The organism is Protofrankia sp. Cj5, assembly GCF_917627405.1.
In the GTDB taxonomy this organism is placed as follows: domain Bacteria; phylum Actinomycetota; class Actinomycetes; order Frankiales; family Frankiaceae; genus Protofrankia.
This window is the reverse complement of the sequence record NZ_CAKJTO010000007.1, coordinates 1-14,099: the sequence shown is the minus strand read 5'-3', so window position 1 is coordinate 14,099 and position 14,099 is coordinate 1. Positions and strand designations below refer to the sequence as shown.

Here is a 14,099-nt window from a genome sequence, read left to right as displayed (position 1 = left end):
TCTTAATCACCTTACGGACCGTGATCTGCCCATCCGGCCCGAACGACTTCACCACGACCGAGTGCCGCAGCCCCTCGGCCACCAGCGGCAGATCATGAAGAGTCGACGGCATCAGCTGACCGAGAACGAAGTAGTCAACGTCCTGCCAGCCGTTCTTCAGTTTCCCGCGAACCGCGGGGTCAAGATCAAGTTTATAGAACCAGATTGGGTCCGGCTTCTTGCCCGCAATCACGAGATCGGTCCAGATGTTGTCATCGGTCACGACGGTGTGACCATTGGGAATGTTCTCGATATACCAACGCGCAGCGTCCCGGCTCGGCTTGCTGTCATCGGCGGTCAGCGCCGTACCCAGCTTCGGCGCCCACTCGCCGGGCAGCGCCACCAATCCAGCGATCACCACGCCGACCACCAGGGCCAGTCGGGTGGCCCTGGCCGCGGCGACCCGGCGCCGGCTGGCAAGCGTGTGCGGCTCGCGGTCCACGCTGTCGGGTGCGCCGCCTACCGGTCCGCGGGGAAGGGTCACGTCCAGCATGCCGGCCGCGCACAGTGCCGCGAACGGCAACATCGCCGTCACATAGGCATACGGCATGTAGCCGTCGCGGAACATGAAGACAACCTGGATCAGCAGGAGCGCCGCGACCATCCGAAGACGCCTGACGAAAAGTGCCGGGATTGCGGTGACGACGCCGGCACCCAGCAGATAGGGATCCATGTGCAGCCACAGACCGGCCATGCCCTGTGTGCCGCTACCCGCCTGCAGCAGGCTTCCGCTCGCGGTCCGCTCGAAGAGCTGCCATGTGACCGCCCGGATGAGCGAGACGTGACCCGTCCCCTCGAACAGCTCGTTCTTCGCCACCGCGTACAGGACGTAGATCCCACAGATCAGCGTCAGGAACCCGAGGAAATTGCGGCGCACGAACCGCCAGTTACGCGGGTCGCGATTCTGCCGGAGCAGAAGGTAGACGCCCGGCAGGAGCATCAGGGACGTTTCCTTCGACCAGAAGGCGAACGCCATGAAGACGCCGGAGGCGACGGCTGCCCCCACGCTGCGGCGTGTTGACACCGCGCAGACCAGCGCTGCCAGCACCCACAGCACCGCGATGTTGTCGAGGAACGCAAGCCGCTGATACCACACCGCGAGCGGTGCCAGGGAGAACAACCCGACAGCGAGACCGGCGAAAACACGGCGAAACCCGAGACGGCGGGCAAGCAGGTACAGGAGCGCGCAACTGACCAGGTGGACGACGAGCATGCACTCACGCGCGGCCGTCACCGCCGACGGCGCCCGCTCGAATGCGTTTGTGACGGTCGTGTAGACGGCTATGAGCAGCCAGCCGCCGAAAGGATGGTCATACCAATACGTGTAGTGGGTGATCTGGCCCCGGTACTGCATGGCGTATGCCTGGGCCGCGTACGTGCCCTCGTCATCGTTGATCCGGCCCGGCCAGCCATCGAGGTTGAGTCCGTGCACCAGCCCACAGACGACGAGAAGCGCTGTCAGCAGAGCCAGACTCCGCCAGTGGCGGGACAGCCAGCCGGCGATACGCGCTCGGGTGACGGTAACGCGGTCCCCGGGTGCCCGGCCGGCCCGAGAAGCACCGCCGTCGGCGACAGTGCTCGGGGGCGCGACCGGCAGCGTGGTCGTGGTCACGAAACCCCTTTGAGCTCGGCGGTACCCGGTATCACCACGTGGTGGGCACCGACATGTGTGGTCTTCTCCCACTGGACCTTGCCCTGGAGCAGCCGCACCATAGCGCGCAGCGCCGCCGCGGACAGGACCAGCTGATACACCGGCGCGCTCACCAGCAATCGGGCACTGTCGAGAAATCCTACCTTGAGCTGATATGCATCAGCAAACTCCCGGAAAGCGGCCTGTTCCATCATGGTCATCATGACCATTGCCAGCAGCGGGAGCCAGAAGATAATCACAAGCCCCACCGGAGCCGACAGAAAAAATGTGAGTAGCACAGACGTCGGCAACGCCAGCCCGGCGGCTGCCTGGAAAAATGGCATCAACAGCATTTCAACGGCGAGCGCTCGCCGGCGCCGCCCCGGGAGCTGACGCCAGTCGCCTTTTTGGAACACCTGGATGAAACCCATCATCCACCGGGTCCGCTGGACCACCAGTTTGCCCAGTGTCTCCGGTGTCTCTTCGCGGGTGGTGAGCTCCGGATGATAGAAGACCATGGTCTCGACGCCTGCCACCGAGGCTCGTACACCGAGATCACAGTCCTCGGTCAGGCAGGAGACATCCCAGCCGCCCAACTGGTTGAGGACCTCGCGCCGGATGAAGACCGTGTTGCCACCGAGCGGAATGAAACGCGCCACCGCCTGGTAGCGCAGCCTCGACATGAACCAGATGTAGTACTCAAGGCAGTTACGTGCCCGCCACCATGATGTGGCGCTGTTGCACCACGAGGTCACAGCGCGCAACAGCCCGGCTGACTCCGGTCGTCGCCAGCCCGTCCCGCGGAAATTCATCAGCTGGACACCGCCCTGGAAAATCCCGACCTCGGGATGATGGCTGGCCAGCGTGTTCACGTAACCGAGCAGACCGTTCGCGATCAACGACTCCGCGTCTACGATACCGATCAGATCACCGCGGCAGTACCGCCGCGCGTCCTCGAGTGAGAGCGGCTTGCTGCGCATTGCGCTGCGCGGTGTCACCACCCGCACGTTGGGATGGCTGTCGGCAAACTCCTGCGCCACCGCACGTGTCTCCCGGTCAGCCTCATCGTCGGACACGACGACAACGAGATCGAAAAGATCCGCTGGATAGGAACCGGCCAGCACCTGGGCAAGGGTGCGCCCGAGGACGGGCTCCTCCCGCGCGGGCACGATCAGTGAAAAAGTGTGCCGAGCCGGCGCGCGGTCCTCCAGGTTCACGTGGTCAACCCGCTCCGGCCGCTGCCAGCTGTACTGCGCTCGGGCCAGGGTCAGGCCGGCGACGAACAGCATCGCGAGCGACACCGTGCTCCAGCCGACGAGTACCACGCCGTCGCGATGCGGATACAACGCATTGGCCGTCACCACGACTAGCGGTACTGTCGACAAGGCGAGACAGCCTCGAAAGAAACGAAACAGCGGGGTGTCCGCGGTGGATCCGAGGACAAGCCAGTCACAGACCAACGGGTAGGTGAAGGCCACCACCGCCGCGCTCACCAGGGCGGCAAACAGGTGGCGCATGCTGGCCTGGCCGATGACCGTGGCGCCGTGGTCGGTTCTGGCCAGCTCGACGAAAATGAGCCAGCCGACCGTCTCGGTCGAGCCGCGGGCGGCGACGGACCAGAACCAGTTCCCGTTTTGGCGACGCCGGGTGAAATCATGTCCCAGACCCCGCAGGAGAAGTGCCGAAGCTACTGCTGAATACCCGTACGCGGCCCGGTCACCCACGCCGAGAAACCACGCGAACACGACCAGCACCGTGACGCGGACGAACACGCTCGTCCCACCGCCGACCGCGAAACGCAGCCGTCCGGGCAGGCTCTCCAAACGGGCTCGCGGCGACGGTGCTGGAGCAGGCGCATGGATGGAGTTCACAGATTCCTACCTGAATTGTCTAGTAGGCCCGCGGGACACGCAATGTAAACGGCCCGCTCCGGCCGGGATTGGCGAATTCTCACGAAACGGCTACCAGCCGGGGGAGGTCCGCCGCATAATCCGCGACCGTGGTATCGGAAAAGTAGCGAACATGCTCGGTGTTATCGGCACCGTAGCCGGCGACCTGGGCCGCGTGCACCACGTCGTACTGACCGCCCGGCACCTGTTGCGCACTCGCGAGCGGCACGCCAGCGGCCTTTTGGGCAGCAGCAAGCTGTGCTGGTGAACCGGTGAGCCCGATGAATGTGGGATCAAACTGGTTCAACCATCGACGGAGTACTCCCGCGGTGTCCCGGCCGGGGTCGGTCGTAACGAAGACGACCATTATTGCGGAGCCGACGGGCGAGCTCACCAGTTGTTTGGCCGCGGCGATGTCAGCCATTGTCGTCGGGCAGACATCCGGGCAGTTCGTGTAGCCGAAGAACAGCAGTGTGGCCCGGCCAGCCGTTTCCTTCGCGAAGTCGAAGCTCCGGCCGGAGAGGTCGGCCAGGGTGAACGACGGCCGGGGCCGGGAAACCCGCACGGCGGTGCCATGCCAGCCATCCGCCGCCGTCCCAACAACGGATGACGGGCGTGCGGACGATCGCGCCAGCGCCGGTGCGGGCGGCGATGAGCCGGTGTCCGCCGGGTGTGCGGCCGTACCCGTCGACGAGACGGCACACCCGGCGAGACAGCACAATGCCACGGCCACGATCCAGTGACGGGTGGGTCGCCGACGCCCGGAAGGAACATCGAATCGCAGTGGCATTCCGCAGCCTTTCTGGGGTTACCCGGCGCAGACGGTCGTACCGCGGGGCGCCGTATTGCCAGGGCCGGCGAGATGCTTGCTGTCCGTGCCGATCACTTTGAGCGGGCCGAATCCGGCCGCTCGCAGAAAGGCACAGTCGACCGCGTGGCCGCCGGGAGCGGTCTTCGGGACGCAGACACTGGAATTACCCGCCGCGTCCGCGTAATTGTGGTCACACCCGTCCACCCACAGCGTCGCCGGGGAGGGGCGACCATTTCCATGCGGCTGCACCCGACCGCTGAGATCCCGGTTACCTGGGCCCCAGGAATGCTCAACCGCGACCTGGCGGACGTGTCCGCCGGCCGGCATGGCCGAGTTCGGCTCGGTCACCCGCAGGGCGACGAGCAGCCCAGCAGCGACGCATGCCACGGCGGTCATGCCGAGCAGAATTCTTTTTCTGGTCATCCGACATGCACCCACTTAGCCACGGACGGTACCCCGTTCATATCCTGGGCGAACATCATGTAATAGCCGGCTGGCAGCAGGTTGGGATTGTCCGGCACTGTCACGCTGACATCCTGGCCCGTTCCGGACAGCGGCAGGTCGACACTGCGCTGGTTCGGGTCGGACTGATGGGTCACCGACGCTGGGCGGATCAGTGTGACGCGACCGATGTTCCCGCTCACTGTCAGCTTCTGCGCCGACCCGTAGTCGAACTGGTCGGCAGCGTTGGAAATTGTCGGGCGATCCCTGGACATGTACCAAGGGGAGTAGATCGAAATACCCAGATCGAATTCGCCGGTAGCCGGATTGTTCCCGATCGTCGCCACCCGGCCGTCCGGCAGCAGGAACGCCTCCGAGTGGTACATCCGATCGGCCGGGTCCGCCGGCAGCGACGTGAACGCGTTGGCCGCTGGGTCGTAGATGGACGCCTCGTGCACGGCGAACTCGGGATAGTTGTGCTTCGCGCCGCCGGTCTCGAACACCTTGCCGTCGGGCAGAATGACGGCGCTCACGTACATCTTGGCCGCCGGCAGGTCCGGCCCGGCCGTCCACTGTGGATCATCCTTGCTGAGATCGATGATGTCCGTGTGGTTCGTCGGGTCCAGGTCACTGTAGGAGTTGCCGCCGCCGAAGTTCGCAACCTTCTGGGCCTGCGCCGGCGGCAGCAGAACCGTGGCGCCCTGATCCCGGAAGTCGATATCCCGCAGCCCCGGGACATCGGTGATTGTTCCAGTGTCGACATCGTAGATCTCCGACCCGGAGGTGTTCGGGAGCGCGTTGCCGAAGGTGTGCGTACCGCCGTAGAAGAGCCGGCCGTCCGACATCAGCACCATGGTCGGATAGAGACCCCAGTAGAAATACGTCTGCGGCACGTTGTTGAAGGGCTTCCACTGGCCTTTCTTGGAGTCGAACATCTCGACCGAGACGTTTCCGGATCCGTTCTCGTTGAGCCCGCCGGTGGCGAACACGTCACCGTTACCGAGGTTCACTAGGGAGGGGTACCAGTGCCCGCCCCCCGGCGTGTCATTTGTCTTGGTATAGGTACCGGCCACCGGGTCAAAGATGTAGCTGCTCGCGAGACCCTTGTAGTTGGTTGTGGGTGTCGGGTACGCGAGTGTGCCGCCGGCCAGCAGGATTCGTCCGTCAGCCAGCTGGGTGTGCCCGACGCAGAACAGGTCCTCTTGCGTGGGAACATCGGCGAACTCACCGGTTGACGGGTTCCAGACCTTGGAGACGAACTGGTTCTTCGCGGCCGCTGCCCCGTTGTTACCAGATCCGGCAACAAGCAGAACGTTCCCTGTACGCAGCACGGTGGCATGCACCGAACGCACCGGGGAGTCGTACGGCAGGGTCTGCCAGGAGCCCTGGCAGTCGCCCGTGCAACCACCCGGTGGCGGTGGTGGCAGGTCCCCCGCGGCTCCCCCACCGGTGTAACCGGCCCGCACAAGCCCGCTGCCACCGCCCTGGTAGTACTCGACGCTGACCACGTGTTTCCCGGCGGTGACGGGCACGGTCGCCGTGTAGGTCGTCGGCCCCTGGTCCTGCCATTGGTTGATGGCAAGCGTGCCGTCGACGTAGACGCGCACGCCATCGTCAGCCGTCACCGTGAGCGTGCTGTTCCCAGCTCGGAACTGGTCAGTCCGGCTCCAGCGCGCGGAGAAGTTGTACGCTCCGATGCCGTCCACCCCCGGCCCCTTCTCACCGAAATCGTGGCTGAGCGTGCCCTCACAGCGTTCGGCCTTCGGCGCTCCCGACAAGATTCTGTTGGGGAAGTAGGACGCGGCCCACTGGGTGGACAGGCAGGTCAGCGACGAAGGCGGAGCCGCGGCGGCGTACGACACCCGCGCAACCGCACCACCGCCGTGTTCGAAGTACTCGACCTTGACCGTATGGTCGCCCGCCGTGACCGTCGGGCTGGCGGTGAAAGTGGTCGGCCCCTGGTCCCGCCACTGGTCGATCACCAATGTGTCATCGACATAGACCCGAATACCGTCGTCAGCTTCGGCGGTGAACGTGACGGTCCCGGCCGCAAACTTCTCGGTCCGGACCCACCGGACCGAGAAGTTGTCCGCATTGATACCGGGGACGTCCGGTGCACCGTTCCCCCAGTCATGGCTGATGGCATCCTCGCACCGCCCGCGCGGGGTACCCGTGAGGGTGATTCCGGAGAAATACGAAGCCGTCCACTGGGTGGGCGCACAGGTCGGTGGGGGCGGCACCGGTGGTGCGTAACTGAACTGAGCGACAGCGCCTCCAGCGTTCTGGTAGTACTCCACGACAATCGTGTGCTCACCGGCGGTCACCGAGGGGTTCGCGGTGTAGGTGGTCGGTCCCTGGTCCTTCCACCCGGTTATGACAGTGGCGCCGTCCAGGAGTACCCGGATTCCGTCGTCAGCGGTCGCGGTGAAGCCGTACTCACCCGAATCCAGATAGAGCGTCCGGCTCCACCGGACCGAATAGCCGGACCCGCCGAGGCCACCGATCCCGGGGCCCGTCTCCCCCCAGTCAAAACTGATGTCGCGGTCACAACGCGAACCCGCTGCCGGCCCGGACAGCGTCATGTTGGCGAAGTAGTCGGCGGCCCATTGTGTGTCCGGGCAGGTGACCGCCTTCGCCGTGCCTGGGTCGACGACGGCTAGCACAGCGAACTGGATGGAGAGGATAGCGAGGAGCCCAGTCAGGACACGCCGGTGCCCCAACCTCCGGCGTCTTCCCCTAAACATTTCCGTTGCTCCTGACCGAAATTTTTCGCCGGATCATTCCTAAGCCTCCCCGGCGGTGCCGGCTGCCGACCGTCGAGGCCCGCGGAAAAAACTCCGCGCCGTACGCCTATGCTCGCTGTAGACAATCCGGTCGACCAACACGTAACGAACACTGACAACGATTGCCAAAGTAGCGAGAGTGGCTACCCCGATACTTGTATGCCAACGGTCCACAAAAATTCCGAGCAGCGGCAGACGGACGACGAGATCGACGTTGTTCAACAAGGCGAACGACACGTACCGTCGAATCATTGACTGTTTTCCGCGCTCCCAGACAAACAGGTCACAACCGGCGAAGTTCCACAGGATGGCAACCTGTGTAGCGATCACCGCGGCTGGCAGATAATGCATTCCAGCGTGGTGCAGAAGCGCGGTTCCAAAAACATTCGGCAATATCCCGGAGACACCTACGAGCACAAACCGTGCCGCCCGTGGCAGCCGGAGCGACAAGAGCAGCCGCATAAAGCGGACGCCCTCCGACGCCGAAGCGTTCGATGTTCCGGCATGACGTTCACCGAATACATAACCGACCTCGACGACCCGCAACCGGCCGGCCCGGACCAGCAGCTCAAGCAGGATCTTGTACCCGTCCGGACGGAGCTGGTCGAGGTCCAGCGCCGCGATGCGGACGAGGAAGAACCCGCTCATGACGTCCGACACACCACGCAGGCGCAGCGGGAAAAGTATGCGGGACAGCAGGTTCGCGCCGGATGACACAAGTCGGCGGCCACTGTTCGCCAAGCCCGGGGCACTACCGCCGTTGGCGTACCGGCTACCGATAACAACATCGACATCTCCCGCGCCAGCCGCGGCAAAAAGTTCGGGAATCACCTCCGGTGGATGCTGCAGATCACCATCGATGATCACAGCATAGTCGGCGCGGCATAGTCGAATGCCTTCGGTAACAGCTCCGCCAAGTCCGCCTACCCGGTAGGGCGCGGGACGGTGATGGATACGGACCCGTATTCGGACCGAACCACGGAGCGCATTTATGATCTCCGGTGTGGCATCGTCCGAATCGTCGACAAAGATAATCTCGCTGGGCAGATCGGCCAGCGCGGCGTCAAGCCGGCGCAGGAGCGCCTCGATATTCGCGGCCTCGTTCCGAGTCGGCACTACCACCGACACCATTACTTGCTCGTCCAGTCGGTGGCCGGTCACGGCTGTGGTGCGCATGCTCGAAAGCACCGCCGAGGAAGCTCGTGGCCGCGGCACCAGGTCTACCAGCTGCGCATCGAAAATGCGCTCGTCAGGCATGCTCATCCGCTGGTCTCCCCCCGTTCGGGACGGCGGCCGACGCGGCAACCGTCCACTGGGTACGTCAGATGCCATGACCGGGATTTCCCGGCCTGGCAGGTCAGCTGTTGTCGCGCTCCTTTGCTGTTCACCGGCTTCACCCGGGCCCCCAAACGCGCTCCCGGGACTCCCGCCGGAAAAACCCAGCACAAAACCAGCATGCTCGGTGTCGGCGGCCAGTCTCCCGAAATCCGCGCCAGGCGGATCCGGTCCACCGCGAATACTGTCGCCGAAGAGATCAGGTCAGGCGGGAAGTACCCACCTCGATAAGTTTCCGACCCAGCCGGATCAGAACGAAAACAGCTCGGCTGACAGGCATCCGACAGGTTGGTTTCAGTAAGAAGTCGGGACAAGAACTACGAATATGGCTCCCCGGATCAACTCCGCTGATGGGCTCGCGGCCCGAAGGTGCAAGGTGGGCCAAAGGTGGCGCGATCATCCTCTTTCGCGCCACCGGCGGCCCGAAGGTGCAAGGTGGGCCAAAGGTGGCGCGATCATCCTCTTTCGCGCCACCGGCGGCCCGAAGGTGCAAGGTGCAAATCGTTCCGGTGTGCAGCGAACGTACCAGGAGCTGATCGAGGCCATGGGCAGCCGAGATGTTACCCACACGTATCGGTTGGTTTTCATCGCTGATGATCACGTCGCGAAATCGACCAATACTACCGTCAGTAATGCGCTGACGTGCGAAAACTACTTAGCGTCATCAAAACGGATTCGCCAACCGGATGCTGTTTACAAGCTATGAACCGCGCCACAGACATCCTTACCGGGGCCTGTGTTTGGCCTTCCGTTGTGCCTGAAGTTATGAGTGACATATATGCGACAGCGCGAGGCTTCGATGCGCTACGGCACTGCTTGGATGCCCGGCTCCGCCGGCCTGCTCACCCTGGTGCGTAATGTCACGCCAGCACAGATTCGAAACACGCCCTAACACGGTCGGCAGCCTGGAACCGCCGGTCAGCCACCGGCCGCGCGATCCTGTCCGTCCGCGTCGCCGGTGGGCACCAACACTCCCGGCAGCCTTGGAAGGACATAGAAAGGACCGCTCGCGGGACGGGGCCATTTCTGTCATCGGCTGCCGGGAGGCGTAGCGGTCATCTGGCTGCGGGCAATACACCATATTTGTCGATCCCGGACCGCACCAGCGAGAGCGCGGTCGGGTCGGCGGCGAGATTCACCTGGTCCATAAAACTGAGCGCGAACAGGCCCATGGATGTCGCCTGCCGAATATAGGCGTCGGTGAACAAGGTTCTCAGATCGGCGGTCCACGTTTTCTGAGAACCGTTGTCCGGCTTGAAGTGAGCCACCATGACGGGACCGTACTGCCCAAGCATCCGAGTCATGTCCAGGATGTCCTGGCTGTTCGAGTCCGACTGCATTGCCTGGAAGCTCTGGAAGTCAGACTGGCGCATCACGTCCGCGAAGTAGGGGAACATCGACCGGCCGCCGCCCGTACTCGGGTCGTCGTAACGGGCCTGCCAGCCTCCCCAGCCCAAGGAGACCTTGGCGTTCGGAGCCACCGAGTGGAAGATGGACATTGCCGCCAGGTATTTGTCCTTGAGGGCAAGGTAGTAGTTCGTCACCTCCGGGCTCGGCGCCCAGGCGTTGGTCTGGCAGGCGTAGGTCTGGAACTCCGTGAACAGCGTGACATAGAGCGGTGGACCACCGGCCGTGCCCTTGAAGATATCAGCAAGCTGGCGGGCGTCATCGAGAAAAGCTGTGGACAGCGGGTAGTCGCGGCCACAGGCCGGGCCATGGGAGGTCTGGTTGGTACCGACCTTGCCGGTTCCGTCAAGCCAGACCACGAGATGAATCGAACGGCCGGACGCATAGGTCTGCGGAATTCGATTGCTCGCCCAATCTCGGAGGAATCCGAGGTCGCTGGGCGAGTTGTACCAGGTGGTGAACATTCCGAGCCCGGCCGCGATGGGTGACGCCGCGTCGCTGTCCAGAGCCGGTCCGAGGCCGAAAAGAAGCTTTCCGGAGCTGTTCGCGGTGGGTGGCGAGGCGAGCGGGGCTGACGGCGGCGATACGAGGCTCGGCGGGATCCCCGGGGACGTGGTCACCCGCATGGCCGGCGACGCTGTCGATGCCGGTGGCGCCGAAGACGCCTCACCGACCGCCGGGCCGGTCCCGGGCCGCCCGTTGCTGCCCGCGGCCGACGCCAGGGCGACCGGTAGAGTGGATGATGACGCCGACGCACCCGCGGCTGGCTGGGAGACGGCCCGCGTCGGGGGCTGGCAACCGGCTAAACCGAGGAAGGCCGCGGTCACGAGTGACATGAAGCCGACAGTCGCGGGGCCGGTACGAGCAAGCTTTGCGGTCACAAGCAGGTCCCGTCTGATCGAGATCAGTGGGCACAGCCTACGGGGCTGCCCTCAGGAGGCATCAACCGGATGCCCCATAGGCTGAATTAATGCCACAAAGTAACCGAGCCGGCGATGGCGGCGACCGTGTCATCCCGTCCGTTGCAGGATCTTGCCATAGCCATCCGCATAGCTGACGTCGAGCTCGTGCGAGACGCGGAGAAGGACGGGACCGCGCACGTAGATGTACTCGGCCTTCGCCGGGTCCACAGCCTGCGACATGAGGAAACGCTGTCGCTGCTGAGCGTCGGCGGGAGTGCGGAAGACCTCCACGCAACCGCCCAGCCAGACGCTTCCCGGGTTCGTGTCCGGCAGCCCGTCGCGGGGTACCCGGCTGTCGACGAAGGCTGCCTTGGAGATGTAGCCACTCGATTGACCGAAAAGATGGTCACTGTCCGTCGCAGCCGTATAGACAATGCTCGATGTCACCGGAAGCCCAGAAGCCTTGAGCTGAGCGATCAGCTCCGACGCGCTGAGGTCGCCTGGTGTGCCCGGCTGCGCGGGAGCGATCTGGGGGTCGGCAGGCAGCGTGGGGGCGGACTGGCCCGCCCCGGCGATCGCCCCCGCGGCGGGCGAGGCTACCGTGCCCGCGACAGTCGCTGCCGTACCGGTCATGGCGCTGCCGCCGCCCGAAGCACGACCTGACGAGCACGCGGCCACGAGCAGCGTGCACATAATGACCACTCTCACTGTCTTCGACACCGAACTCCCCATGGCCGTGTCTCGCGTCGTCATGTCCTGGAATGGTGGGCCGGACTGAATCGGCCATCGGCTCCGCCCGCCGTCAGGCCCCGGTCCATCCGGCCGTGCTGATCCGATCTGTTGGCCGGATCAGCACGGCCACTGTCGGGATGGATGTCAGGCGTCCCCGGGCCCGCAGGCCGTGCCGTCCCCGTTCGTGTCCAGCTTCAGTTGATCGCGCTTGTTCACCGGTATCGGGCCCAGGCCGTGCTGCCGCAGCCACTGGCAGCGGTCATGAGTGCCCGGTGGGAAGTTCACCGGGACGCACTGGGTCGGCAGCCCATAGTGGTGATCACACCCATCGACGTACTCGCTGGTAAGCCTGACCGCCGGTACCGGGGTCACCCGCTGATCGCTCGTTGTTGGCAACAAGCCCGGAGCCGGCGCCGGCGAACCCGTGATCGTCACCCCGGGGCTGGCGGATACGGCGCCGCCAGGGGCCGTGCCGGCACCCGGACTGGCGGTGGCCACATATGGGGACGTGGCCGCCGCCGGCCTGGGTGTCGCGGCGCTGGAAACTCCCGTATCGGTGTTTCCCACCACCGTCACCGCGACGGCGAGGAACACCGCGACCATACTCCGCCTGAGGACACGGTCGAGTCTTCCCGGTTCATCGGCCATGAGGGCTCTGCTCCTTCCGGTAGCCCGTCTCATCCCACATGCACCCAGCGAGCGACCGACGGAATGTTGTTGGCATCGGTGACGAACAACATGTAATCGCCGGGCGGGGCAATGTTTGCGTTGGCGGTGAGCGTCACTGTCAGCTGACCGTCGTTGTTGACGGTTATGGGGAGGTCCACCGAACGCTGGTTCGGGTCCGACGAGTGCGTTACCGCCGCCGGCCGGATCAGCTGCGCGGACTTGATGACGACGTTGGACGTCGTGCCCACCGACTGGGTCGAACCATAGGCCCACGTGGCCGCCGCCGCCGTGATCGTCGGTCGGATCCCGTTCAACAGGTAAGGTGGCGTGTAGATTGAGATCCGCATGTCGAAGGAACCGTCACCCGGATTGTTCCCGATCGCGAGAACATGGCCGTCCGGCAGCAGCAGTGCCGACGAATGGTACGTCCTCGGAATCGGGTCGGTGGCCATCGGTGTGAAGCTGTTCGCGACCGGATCGTACATCGACGCCTCGTACACCGGGTCGGCCCGATTATGTAGGCCGCCACCGGTCTCGAACACCTTCCCATCCGGGAGGATGACCGCGGAGACGTACATCTTGCCGGTCGGCAGGTTCGCACCAGGAACATAGGCCGGATTCGCCTTGGACAGATCGATGAGATCCATCGTGTTGTTCGCGTCAACGTTGGTCTCGATGTTTCCCCCGCCGAAGGTGGCGACGCGTTGGGCCTGCGCCGGTGGCAGCAGAACCGACATCGACTGGTCCCGCTGATCTTTCAGCCGGAGTCCGGGCACATCGGTCACCTGACCGGTGTCAACGTTGTAAAGATTAGCCCCGGGGCCACCGTTGACGTTGTTGCCGAACACGTGTGATCCGGTGTAGAACAACCGGCCGTCCTGCAGAAGAATCATTGCTGGGTACAGCCCCCAGAAACGGTAGGTCTGGGTCGGCCGCGGCTTGTTCCACTGTCCGCTGGCACTGTAGAAGCGCTCGACCTCGACTGAACCGTTGCCGTTCTCGTCCAGCCCGCCGAGCGAGATCACGTCACCGTTACCGAGCTCCGTGGCGGACGGATACCAGTGACCCGTGTTGAGATCGTTCACCCGCACGTACTGATTCGTCGTCGGATCGAAGGTATAGGAGGACTTGATGCCTTCGTAGCCGTGGTCCGCGGTCGGGTACGCCTTGTTCCCACCCATCACCAGCAGTCGACCGTCGGTAAGCTGGACGTGACCGGTACAGAAGAAGTCATCAGGAGTGGAGACATTGGCGAAGGCGCCCGTGGTGGGATTCCACACCGACGTCTTGAAGGTACCGGCCGCGAACTGGTTAGGGTCATTACCCGACCCCGCGATGAGCAGCACGTTACCATTCTTGAGAAGTGCGGCATGGATGGCCCGGACAGGTGACTGGTAGCTGAGCACCTGCCATGAGCCCTTGGTGCACGCATCACCCGCCGTGCAGGTGGAGTGTTCGATC

Annotated in this window: 11 protein-coding genes; 1 reads left to right on the top strand and 10 read right to left on the bottom strand. The window is 64.3% G+C overall.

Annotated features, from left to right (window positions below; genetic code table 11):
• The 6 genes from MJ777_RS03290 to MJ777_RS03265 all read right to left on the bottom strand — a co-directional run.
• A partial coding sequence (locus MJ777_RS03290; RefSeq protein WP_239373059.1) for a glycosyltransferase family 39 protein occupies nt 1–1,651 on the bottom strand: 1,651 nt, incomplete at its 3' end.
• On the bottom strand, nt 1,648–3,540 hold the full coding sequence (locus MJ777_RS03285) for a glycosyltransferase (RefSeq protein ID WP_239373057.1): 1,893 nt from the start codon (nt 3,538–3,540) through the stop codon (nt 1,648–1,650). The genes MJ777_RS03290 and MJ777_RS03285, both read right to left, overlap by 4 nt.
• A gap of 79 nt (nt 3,541–3,619) precedes the next feature.
• Entirely contained in the window at nt 3,620–4,348 is a 729-nt protein-coding gene (locus MJ777_RS03280) for an SCO family protein (protein WP_239348237.1), read from the bottom strand.
• An 18-nt stretch (nt 4,349–4,366) separates the two neighbouring features.
• Nucleotides 4,367–4,792: a hypothetical protein gene (locus MJ777_RS03275; RefSeq protein ID WP_239310314.1), complete on the bottom strand. Its 426-nt coding sequence runs from the start codon at nt 4,790–4,792 to the stop codon at nt 4,367–4,369.
• On the bottom strand, nt 4,789–7,473 hold the full coding sequence (locus MJ777_RS03270; RefSeq protein WP_239373048.1) for a PA14 domain-containing protein: 2,685 nt from the start codon (nt 7,471–7,473) through the stop codon (nt 4,789–4,791). Before MJ777_RS03270 ends, MJ777_RS03275 begins: the two co-directional genes overlap by 4 nt.
• 120 nt (nt 7,474–7,593) lie before the next feature.
• Nucleotides 7,594–8,856, bottom strand: a complete 1,263-nt coding sequence (locus MJ777_RS03265) for a glycosyltransferase family 2 protein (protein ID WP_239310312.1) — start codon at nt 8,854–8,856, stop codon at nt 7,594–7,596.
• Nucleotides 8,857–9,304: 448 nt separating this feature from the next.
• On the opposite strand from MJ777_RS03265, the gene MJ777_RS03260 reads away from it, so the two are divergent.
• Nucleotides 9,305–9,634, top strand: coding sequence for a hypothetical protein (locus MJ777_RS03260; RefSeq protein ID WP_239310311.1), 330 nt, complete (start codon nt 9,305–9,307; stop codon nt 9,632–9,634).
• Between the two features lie 349 nt (nt 9,635–9,983).
• Here the strand turns inward: MJ777_RS03260 and MJ777_RS03255 are convergent, their stop codons facing one another.
• From MJ777_RS03255 to MJ777_RS03240, 4 genes are all read right to left on the bottom strand, one after another.
• Nucleotides 9,984–11,216, bottom strand: a complete 1,233-nt coding sequence (locus MJ777_RS03255; protein ID WP_239373046.1) for a hypothetical protein — start codon at nt 11,214–11,216, stop codon at nt 9,984–9,986.
• Between the two features lie 129 nt (nt 11,217–11,345).
• On the bottom strand, nt 11,346–11,957 hold the full coding sequence (locus MJ777_RS03250; protein WP_239373044.1) for a hypothetical protein: 612 nt from the start codon (nt 11,955–11,957) through the stop codon (nt 11,346–11,348).
• A gap of 156 nt (nt 11,958–12,113) precedes the next feature.
• A complete protein-coding gene (locus MJ777_RS03245; protein ID WP_239310308.1) occupies nt 12,114–12,617 on the bottom strand; it encodes a hypothetical protein in 504 nt (167 codons plus the stop codon).
• Nucleotides 12,618–12,646: 29 nt separating this feature from the next.
• Nucleotides 12,647–14,099: galactose oxidase early set domain-containing protein (locus MJ777_RS03240; RefSeq protein ID WP_239310307.1), on the bottom strand; the 1,453-nt coding region annotated here is incomplete at its 5' end.